This is a genomic window from Pseudactinotalea sp. (assembly GCF_048594945.1).
Classification (GTDB): domain Bacteria; phylum Actinomycetota; class Actinomycetes; order Actinomycetales; family Beutenbergiaceae; genus Pseudactinotalea.
The window spans coordinates 1-8,488 of record NZ_JBMDXJ010000293.1 but is presented as its reverse complement, the minus strand read 5'-3'; the positions used below and the strand labels follow the sequence as shown (position 1 = coordinate 8,488).

Below are 8,488 nucleotides of genomic sequence, written 5' to 3'. Positions count from 1 at the left end.
GGGCACGTTTGTGCGGCTGTTCGACGACGGGTTCAAGCTCGAGCAGGTTCGCACCGAGACCGTCACGCTCTCGGTGGAGGGCATGGAGGGCTACGAGCTGAACGCGAGCTCCCACATGGAGCAGATCAGCCGGGATCCGTCCGATCTCGTGGCGCAGGCGATCGGCGCCCACCACGGGTATCCCGATGGGCTGGTGCTCTACCTGGGAACGATGTTCGCCCCGACCGATGATCGCGGGGAGCCGGGGCTGGGGTTCACGCACCACGTGGGCGACGTGGTGCGCATCTCCTCGCCGCATCTGGGCGCGCTGGTCAATCGGGTGGGGCACAGCGAGGCGCTGGCGCCGTGGGAGCTCGGCATCGGTGCGTTGATGGCGAACCTCGCCGCCCGCGGGCTGCTGCGGTGCTAGCGACACATCGCCAGTCACACGTCATATGTTGACGCTAGAGGTGAGACATAGTACCTTTGCCGCATCGCGGAGGCGATGAGATCACCACGACGACGTGAACGAGGCAGGGCAAGGATGCGGTCCGAGGAGTGGGCAGACGCGGGTCCAGGGTGGCATCGCGCCGAGGCGATCCTCGAGCGCGTGCAGGCGCCCACCTGTGCTGACCGCGAGGTGCGGGTTGAGGACTTCGGTGCCGTGGCGGATGCTCGGACCGACTGTACCGAGGCGATCGCTCGCGCCATCGAGGCCGTTCACGCGGCCGGGGGAGGCCGGGTGGTGCTCGGGGCCGGCGAGTACCGCAGCGGTCCCATCGAACTGCTGAGCAACACCAACCTGCACGTGGCCGCAGGAGCCACTATTCGGTTCGTCACCGACCCCGAGCGCTACCTTCCGGCGGTCCTCACGCGCTTCCAGGGCGTGGAGATCATGGGGTACCGCCCTCTGATCTACGCGCTTGACGCCGAGAACGTGGCGATCACCGGCGGGGGAGTGCTCGACGGCGGTGCCTCCAACGAGAACTGGTGGCCCTGGTCTGGGCTCACCGAGTACGGGTGGCGCGAGGGGATGCCCACACAGGAGCAGGACTGGCAGGTGCTCGTCGAGCAGGTGCGTGCAGGCGTGCCTGTGGCGGACCGCGTGGTCGCTCCGGGCTCCCACTTCCGCCCCGCCATGATCGAGCCGTACCGCTGCCGCAACGTGTGGATCCAGGGCGTGACGATCCTGCGGTCACCATTCTGGGAGATCCACCCGGTGCTGTGCACCTCCGTGCTCGTCGAGGACGTTCACGTGGACACCTTCGGCCCGAACAATGATGGTGTCGATCCCGAATCCTGCACCGATGTGGTGATCCGCCGCTGCCGCTTCGACGTGGGCGATGACGCGATCGCCATCAAGTCGGGCCGCGAATCAGATGGCGAGCGGGTGGGCGTCCCGAGCCGCAACATCGTGATCGAAGACTGCGTGATGACCAGCCGCTACGGCGCCTTCACCATCGGCAGCGAGCTCACGGGCGGCGTCAGCGACGTCTACGTGCGGCGCTGCACGATCGGATCGCCGAAGCTCTACTACGGCCTTTACATCAAGTCGAACGCCGCCCGTGGTGGCTACGTGAGGAACGTGTACGTCGACGACGTCGAGGCGACGGAGCTCAAGAAGGAGTTCCTCAGCCTGAACCTGCACCGTGGCGAGGGCCTGAACGGTCCACGCACCCCGGTCGTGAGCAACATCGAGATCACGAACGTGCGGGTGGGCAAGGCCAAGCGCGCGATGCACGTCGCCGGGTTCGCCCACAGCCCGGTGGTTGACGTGCGCATCGAGAACTGCGTCTTCGGCGAGATGGCCGAGCCAGACGCGATCAGCGACGTCGTCGGCATGGTGCAGACGAACGTGACAACAACGACATAGGTCAGATTCCAACCCGGCTTTCGATGCCCAACCACAGGTAGATCGCCTCAATCTCGACGTAGAGAGGGAACACCCATGACTCATACCAACCCCACCGACCGGATGATCAATCGCCGGTCCTTGCTGCGCTTCGGCGTCGTCGGCGCTGGCTCGATCGCCGCCGCAACCGTGCTCTCCTCCTGCAACAACGCCGACACGCCGGCGCCTGGCGAGTCGATCGCCCCCACCGGAGTCGAGGGTGTCGAGCAGGTACAACTCGGCGAGGAGATCACCGAGGGAATCTTCTACCCGGACCCCTACGTGGGTCCCCGTGCCTACGTCCGAGAGCCGTTCTACACCGGCGACAAGACGTTCACGATCGGTGTCAAGCTCAGCAGCGACGTGGTCGACGACTGGAACACCAACGAGTTCTCCCGCTGGATGGAGGAGCGGACCGGTGTCAAGGTGGAGTACAAGGTCGTCATCAACACCGACTCCGACCTCACCCGGGTCAACGCACAGATCACCGCGGGCGACATGCCCGACGCCTACCTGGGCCTGCCGTTCACCGCCGATCAGGTGTCTCTGTACGGGAGTCAGGGCCTCTTCCATCCTCTCGAGGACCTCATCGAGACGTACTCGCCGATGATGCGCCAGATCATGAGCGACTACCCGGACTGGGGTGCGACGCTCACTGCGCGCGATGGTCACAAGTACCAGATCTCCACGCCCAACGACTGCTTCCACTGCCGGGTCAGCCCTGGTCGCGCCTTCATCAATCAGAAATACTTGGACGCGGTGGGCGCCTCGATGCCGGAGACAACCGAGGAGCTGCGTGAGGTCCTCAAGCAGTTCAAGGAGCAGGATCCCTCCGGCACCGGCTCCATGATCCCCTTCGCCGTCGGCAGCTCCGAGTGGGGCGACTTCATCGACAGCTACATCATGAACTCGTTCCTCTACAACCCGGGCTCGGACGGGCAGGGTGGCGGCTGGCTCCGCCTGGTCGACGGCCAGGTGGACTTCGCCGCGAACAGGCCGGAGTGGCGCGAGGCACTGCGCTATCTGCGCACCCTCAACCTCGACGGCACCCTCGACCGGACTGCCTTCACCATCACTGGCGACGAGCTTCTGCGCGCCGGCAATCAGGGTCGCCTCGGGTTTGTGCGCAGCTACTACTGGGGCTGGTTCGCCGACATCGACTACGAGAACCCCGACGCGCTGTGGCGCGACTACGTGAGCGTGCCGCCCCTCGCCGGCCCCGAGGGTGTCCGCTACGCCCGGTGGGACTACGAGTCGGACCGCTCGCGACCGTTCGTCATCACCAAGAACTGTGAGAACCCCGAGGTCCTGGTCCAGTGGGCGGACTACATGATGGACCTCGAGGGCGGCCTGCGCGGCTCGAGTGGCAACGAGGACAACTGGTCCTACGTCGAGGAGGGCGGTCTCGGCATCGATGGTCGTCAGGCCCTCTACTGGGGCAAGTCGTGGCCCGCTCCCGCGGGGACGAGCTGGGGATCGGCGACGCTGTCGTACAGCTCCAACGACCAGCGGCTGGCGGCCTACGTCGACGCGAACAGCCCCACTCTGGAGGTGGACCTCTACAACGCGACCACGGTGTACGAGGAGTTCAAGCCTCCGCAGGAGATGTACCTGCCGAGCATGATCTTTGATGAGTCCGCGGCTGCGCGCCGTGCCGACATCGCCACGAGCATCGAGTCGCATGTGCGCTCGAACATGGCCGCGTTCGCCATCGGCGAGAAGGACATCGAGGACGACGGTGCGTGGGACGAGTACGTCGCGGCGCTCGAGTCGATGGGGCTGCTCGAGTACATCGACCTGCACCAGCAGGCGCACGACGCTCGCCAGGGATGAGTGCTGCGGTGCCGCGCCGGCGGCGGATGGCGTTCTCGCCGGGCGACTCGGTGTTCATGCTGTTCACCTACATCGCGTTGGTGGCCTTCACGCTGTCGGTGCTGTACCCGCTGATCTTCGTGGTGAGCGCGTCGTTGTCCGACGCCGACGCGCTCACCCGCGGTGACGTCTGGCTCTGGCCGGTCGGTTTCACGACCCAGGCATACGAGGCGGTCCTGGACTCGCCGGGACTGGTGCGCGGTTTCCTGAACTCGGTCGGATACACCGTGGCCGGTGCGGCGGTCGGGACGATGCTGACCCTGCTCGCCAGCTACGTCCTCTCACGTGACGATCTACCCTTCCGACGCGCGCTGACGTTCTTCTTCCTGATTCCGTTCCTGTTCAGCGCGGGCATCATCCCGACCTACATGATCGTGAACTCGCTGGGGCTGCTGAACACGCCCTGGGCCGTCTTCCTGCCCGGGGCGCTCAACGTCTTCAACATCCTCATCACGATGACGTTCTATCGGATGAACGTTCCGGGGGAACTGATGGAGGCAGCTCAGCTCGACGGGGCGACCGACTTCCGTTTCTTCTTCAAGATCGCGATGCCGCTGAGCAAGCCGATCATCGCTGTCAACGTGCTCTTCTACGGGATTGCCCAGTGGAACGGTTGGTTCAACGCCCTGCTCTACCTGTCGGATCAAGACCTGTTCCCGTTGCAGCTGGTGCTGCGCGAGATCCTCACACAGAGCCAGGTCAGCCCGGAGATGATCGGCGGCGATGTCGCCGAGCTGACACGACGCAAGGAGTTGTTCGACAAGTTGAAGTACGCCTTGATCGTGGCGGCGATGATTCCTCCGATGATCGCCTACCCGTTTGTACAGAAGCACTTCACCAAGGGCGCTCTGATCGGATCACTCAAGTGAGCGGGGGAACGATGGTAACGGCGGAGACAGCCGTGAAGACAACGCCGAGCCCGCCGCCGGATGGCGGTCGCGTGCGCAAGCCGAGCACGCACCAGTACCCGCTGTCGGTCCGGCTCAAGCGGTCGTGGCGGCTCTACGTGCTGCTGCTCCCACCCTTTGTCTTCGGCATCGTGTTCATGTGGGCACCTCTGTACGGGCTGCAGATGGCGTTCAAGGACTTCAGCGTGGCGCTCGGGATCAATGGGAGCCCATGGGCAGGCTTCAAGTACGTCCAGCAGTTCCTCGACTCCTACCAGTTCGGGATCGTCGTCAAGAACACGCTGTTGCTCAACTTCTACGAGTTGCTGGCGTTGTTCCCCTTGCCGATCCTGCTGGCACTGCTCCTCAACGTGGTCCGCAGGGCGAAGTTCAAGCGCACGGTTCAGCTCATCACCTATGCGCCGTACTTCATCTCGACGGTGGTCATCGTCGGCATCATCCTGATGCTGTTCTCGATGAGCGACGGGATCGTGAACGACGCCATCGAGGCGCTCGGTGGCGAGCGCACAGACTTCCTGAGCGCAGGGCTGTTCCGGCACACCTACGTGTGGTCCGGCGCCTGGCAGACGTTGGGATACTCGGCGATCATCTACCTGGCCGCGCTCGCCGGGATCGATCCGGAGCTGCACGAAGCGGCGAAGGTCGATGGCGCCTCGATCGTGAGGCGCATCTGGCACATCGATCTGCCGGGCATCCTGCCGGTCATGGTCACCCTGCTGATTCTCAACATGGGCTCGATGCTCTCCGTCGGGTTCGAGAAGGTGCTGCTCATGCAGACACCGCTCAACCTCGGTGTGTCCGAGGTGATCGACACCTATTCCTACAACGTCGCGTTCGCCTCATCCATCCCGCAGTACTCCTACGCGGCAGCCATCGGTCTGTTCAAGTCGGTGATCGCGCTGATCATGCTGGTCCTCGCGAACTGGCTTGCGCGCCGCGTCGCCAAGACCAGCCTGTTCTGACACCCGAGCGCAGGTGGACCAGCTCCGGCTCATCTGCGCCCGGTACAAGCACGGAGTGAACGCCGTCGTCCTGAGCGGTCAGCTCGATGTCGACCTCGCCGGGGCTCCAGCGTGCGCTCACGCTGACGCCGCCGCGCGCGCGTAGCCCGCGGAAGCATCCGCGCTCCCAGGAACGAGGCAGCGCCGGCAGCACGCGAATCGTTCCGCGATGGCTCTGAAGCAACATCTCGGCGATGGCAGCTGACACGCCGAGGTTCGCGTCGATCTGGAAGATGCCCCGGCTCGAGATGTAGAGGAGACCCCGGCCGATCTTGTCAGTCCGCACCAGGTTCTCGAGCAAGGCGTTGCAGGTTTCGGCGTCGGCCAGACGCGCGCGCAATGCGACTGCCCATGCGTGTGGCCAACCGTTGACGGGGTGGCCGTGCGTCGCCTTCACATCGAGCGTGCGCTGCGCTGCGGCCGCCAGCTCGGGTGTCTCGATCAGGTCGATGCCGTCACCGGGATAGAGCCCGTAGAGATGAGAGAGGTGGCGATGCCCGGGCTCGGCCTCCCGCCACGGCGTCGCCCATTCCTGGATCCGACCGTCCGACCCGAGCGGAACTGCTGGGAGCAAAGAGAGCGCTCGTGCTGCGTCATCGGCCCTCGACAGCGCCACGCGAAGCCGTTCGCCGAGGTGGAGGTACCCCGTGAGCAGATCGCGGATCAGCCAGAGATCGAACGTCGAGCCGTAGTCGACGCTGGCCACGACGTCGTCGACGTCGAGAAACTCGTTCTCAGGCGATGTCGACGGCGCGGTGACCAGGTGCCCTGTTGTCGGGTGGGGCACAAGAAGGTCCAGTGCGAACGCTACGGCGCCTTCGACGAGCGGGAGCAGTCTGTCGCGCGCAAAGGTCTCGTCCGGATCGAACCGTTCGTGCTCCACTGCTTGCGCGAGGATCCACATTCCGCACGTGGGGGTCAGCGACGCCTTCGGTGTGTTGAGTCCTTCGCCTACAGGCCAACTCGTTCGCCAGATATCGACATTGTGATTGACGCACCAGCCGTCGAAGCCGAACACCTCCCGGGCCGTGACGCGTCCCGCCTCAGCGAGGTCCTCGACCAGGCCGATCAGTGGCTCCACGCACTCCGGCAAGGCACCGACCTCTGCGACCCAGTAGTTCATCTGGAGATTGATATTGGTCGTCCAGTCGGCGAACCACGGGGGCGTGATGCTCTCGTTCCAGATGCCTTGGAGGTGTGCCGGCTGCGTTTCGGGGCGGGAGGATGCGATGAGGAGATAGCGGCCGAACGCGAACAGATCGGCGATGAGCCCCGGGTCCGATCCGCCGTCGCGAACGAGGGCGATTCGCTCGTCGATGGGTAGATCGTCTCGGGAGACAGGCGAGTCGAGCCGCAGCTCGGCCCGCTCATAGAGGGCCCGATGGTCAGCGATGTGGCGCTGGGCGAGGTCGGGTTCGGAGCGGGCAGCCGCCGCTGCCAGGAGCCCTGCCACGCGTGCTCGCACAGGTCGTAGATCGCGCGAGGCAGGTGTCCGCCAATCCTGGAACGTTGTCCCGCCAGCCAAGCGAATGGTCACGCTGCTCGCACCGCAGACCACGAGGCGATCTTCCTCACGGATGACCTCGCCGCCGTCGGCATCGACGTCGAGGCCGAGCACGAAGCCGACGCCGCCGTGGTCGCCATAACGTGCCGGTGGGTCTTGGGGTTCGCGGAAGAGGCACGCTGCGCCGTCGACCCAGGCGGGTGCGTAGCCCTGGATCGTCAGCGGTCCCATCGACGAGACGGTGGGGTGCGGCGAGGTCAACCGGATCCCGAGGTGGAGTGAGCCCTGCAACGCATCGATGCGTGCGACCAGGCAGTCGTCGGGATAGGAGACGTAGATCGTGCGTCTCAGTGCCGTAGCGGCGTGGCCGTAGCGCGTCGTTGCCACTCCCGTGGACATGTCCAGCTCGGTGCGGTAGTCGATGATTCGCGTGTCTGCGCGCGCGCTGAGATCGGTGATCTCGAGGTCGCCGGCTGGCTGGAATGCCTCGACGTCGGGACCTTCAAGCGTCCGTGCGAGTCGATCGGCCTCAGCGCGAGCCCCACCGGCGAAGAGCAGTCTGCGCAGCTCGTCGACGACCGCGGGTCCGCCGACGATCGAATGCTGCTGCGGTCCACCGGACCAGAGGGTGTCGAGATTGAGCGCGATCCGCTCGGTCACCGCCCGACCATGGACCTTCGCTCCGAGCCGTCCGTTACCGAGTGGGATCGCACTCAGCCAGTCGTCGGGGGCACGCTGCCACCAGAGCACATCGTCGGTGCGCGGCGCCGCCTCATCGCTGGTCATCAACCTGCGTCCGGTGGGGTTCATGCCGATGCGGCAGCGGGAGCCGCATATTCCTCGAGCTCGGGTGGCAGTGCCAGGTTGGCAGGCAACCCGATTCCGGGTCCTTCCGGAGCGCGCAAGTAACCTGACGAGTCGATCTCTGGCGCTCGGCGCACGGTGGTCGTTCGAACCAAGGACTCGTAGTAGGTCGTGTTTGAGATCGCCATGCACAGGTGCTGGTTCGCAAGATCATCACCGTGAACCTCTGCCCGCAGCCTGAAGGCGTCGGCGAGGTGCGCAATCCGCAGCGAGCCGGTGACGCCGCCCCGCAGACGCGCGCTGGCGCGTACCCCGAAGGTCGCGCAGCCGGAGGCGATGAAGTCCGCTGCGTTCATGTGCACGCCGTCTGAAGTCTCGGCCACAAGCAGAGGCACACCCACGTGCTCGCCCAGAGCGCGGTACGCGGACACGCTGAACTCTCGCATGGGCTCCTCGTACCAGAGGTAGTGGGCCTCCGCGAGGGCACGGCCGACGCGCATCGCGTCTGGCAGGTCGAAGCCCGCCGATC

6 protein-coding genes and 1 pseudogene are annotated in these 8,488 nt (G+C 65.4%); 5 read left to right on the top strand and 2 right to left on the bottom strand.

Annotation, left to right across the window (positions count from 1 at the left end; translation table 11 throughout):
* From ACOJSN_RS12815 to ACOJSN_RS12795, 5 genes and pseudogenes are all read left to right on the top strand, one after another.
* A pseudogene (locus ACOJSN_RS12815) lies at window positions 1-409 on the top strand (fumarylacetoacetate hydrolase); the annotation flags it as partial.
* A 114-nt stretch (window positions 410-523) separates the two neighbouring features.
* Window positions 524-1,852 (top strand): glycoside hydrolase family 28 protein, encoded by a 1,329-nt coding sequence (locus ACOJSN_RS12810; protein WP_420112887.1) that lies wholly within the window; start codon window positions 524-526, stop codon window positions 1,850-1,852.
* A gap of 75 nt (window positions 1,853-1,927) precedes the next feature.
* Window positions 1,928-3,703: an extracellular solute-binding protein gene (locus tag ACOJSN_RS12805; RefSeq protein ID WP_420112886.1), complete on the top strand. Its 1,776-nt coding sequence runs from the start codon at window positions 1,928-1,930 to the stop codon at window positions 3,701-3,703.
* The gene (locus ACOJSN_RS12800; protein WP_420112885.1) at window positions 3,700-4,611 is read left to right on the top strand and encodes a carbohydrate ABC transporter permease; all 912 of its coding nucleotides are present in this window, start codon (window positions 3,700-3,702) and stop codon (window positions 4,609-4,611) included. Before ACOJSN_RS12805 ends, ACOJSN_RS12800 begins: the two co-directional genes overlap by 4 nt.
* 32 nt (window positions 4,612-4,643) lie before the next feature.
* Window positions 4,644-5,612: an ABC transporter permease gene (locus ACOJSN_RS12795; RefSeq protein WP_420112884.1), complete on the top strand. Its 969-nt coding sequence runs from the start codon at window positions 4,644-4,646 to the stop codon at window positions 5,610-5,612.
* Here ACOJSN_RS12795 and ACOJSN_RS12790 read toward each other — a convergent pair.
* A complete protein-coding gene (locus tag ACOJSN_RS12790; protein ID WP_420112883.1) occupies window positions 5,554-7,941 on the bottom strand; it encodes a glycosyl hydrolase family 95 catalytic domain-containing protein in 2,388 nt (795 codons plus the stop codon). The two genes, ACOJSN_RS12795 and ACOJSN_RS12790, sit on opposite strands and share 59 nt — an antisense overlap.
* A gap of 20 nt (window positions 7,942-7,961) precedes the next feature.
* On the bottom strand, window positions 7,962-8,488 hold a 527-nt coding region (locus ACOJSN_RS12785; RefSeq protein ID WP_420112882.1), incomplete at its 5' end, for an enolase C-terminal domain-like protein.

Coding starts and splice junctions, on each gene's coding strand:
- ACOJSN_RS12805 (WP_420112886.1), top strand. CDS start 1,928: ATGACTCATACCAACCCCACCGACCGGATGATCAATCGCCGGTCCTTG.
- ACOJSN_RS12790 (WP_420112883.1), bottom strand. CDS start 7,941: ATGACCAGCGATGAGGCGGCGCCGCGCACCGACGATGTGCTCTGGTGG.
- ACOJSN_RS12800 (WP_420112885.1), top strand. CDS start 3,700: ATGAGTGCTGCGGTGCCGCGCCGGCGGCGGATGGCGTTCTCGCCGGGC.
- ACOJSN_RS12810 (WP_420112887.1), top strand. CDS start 524: ATGCGGTCCGAGGAGTGGGCAGACGCGGGTCCAGGGTGGCATCGCGCC.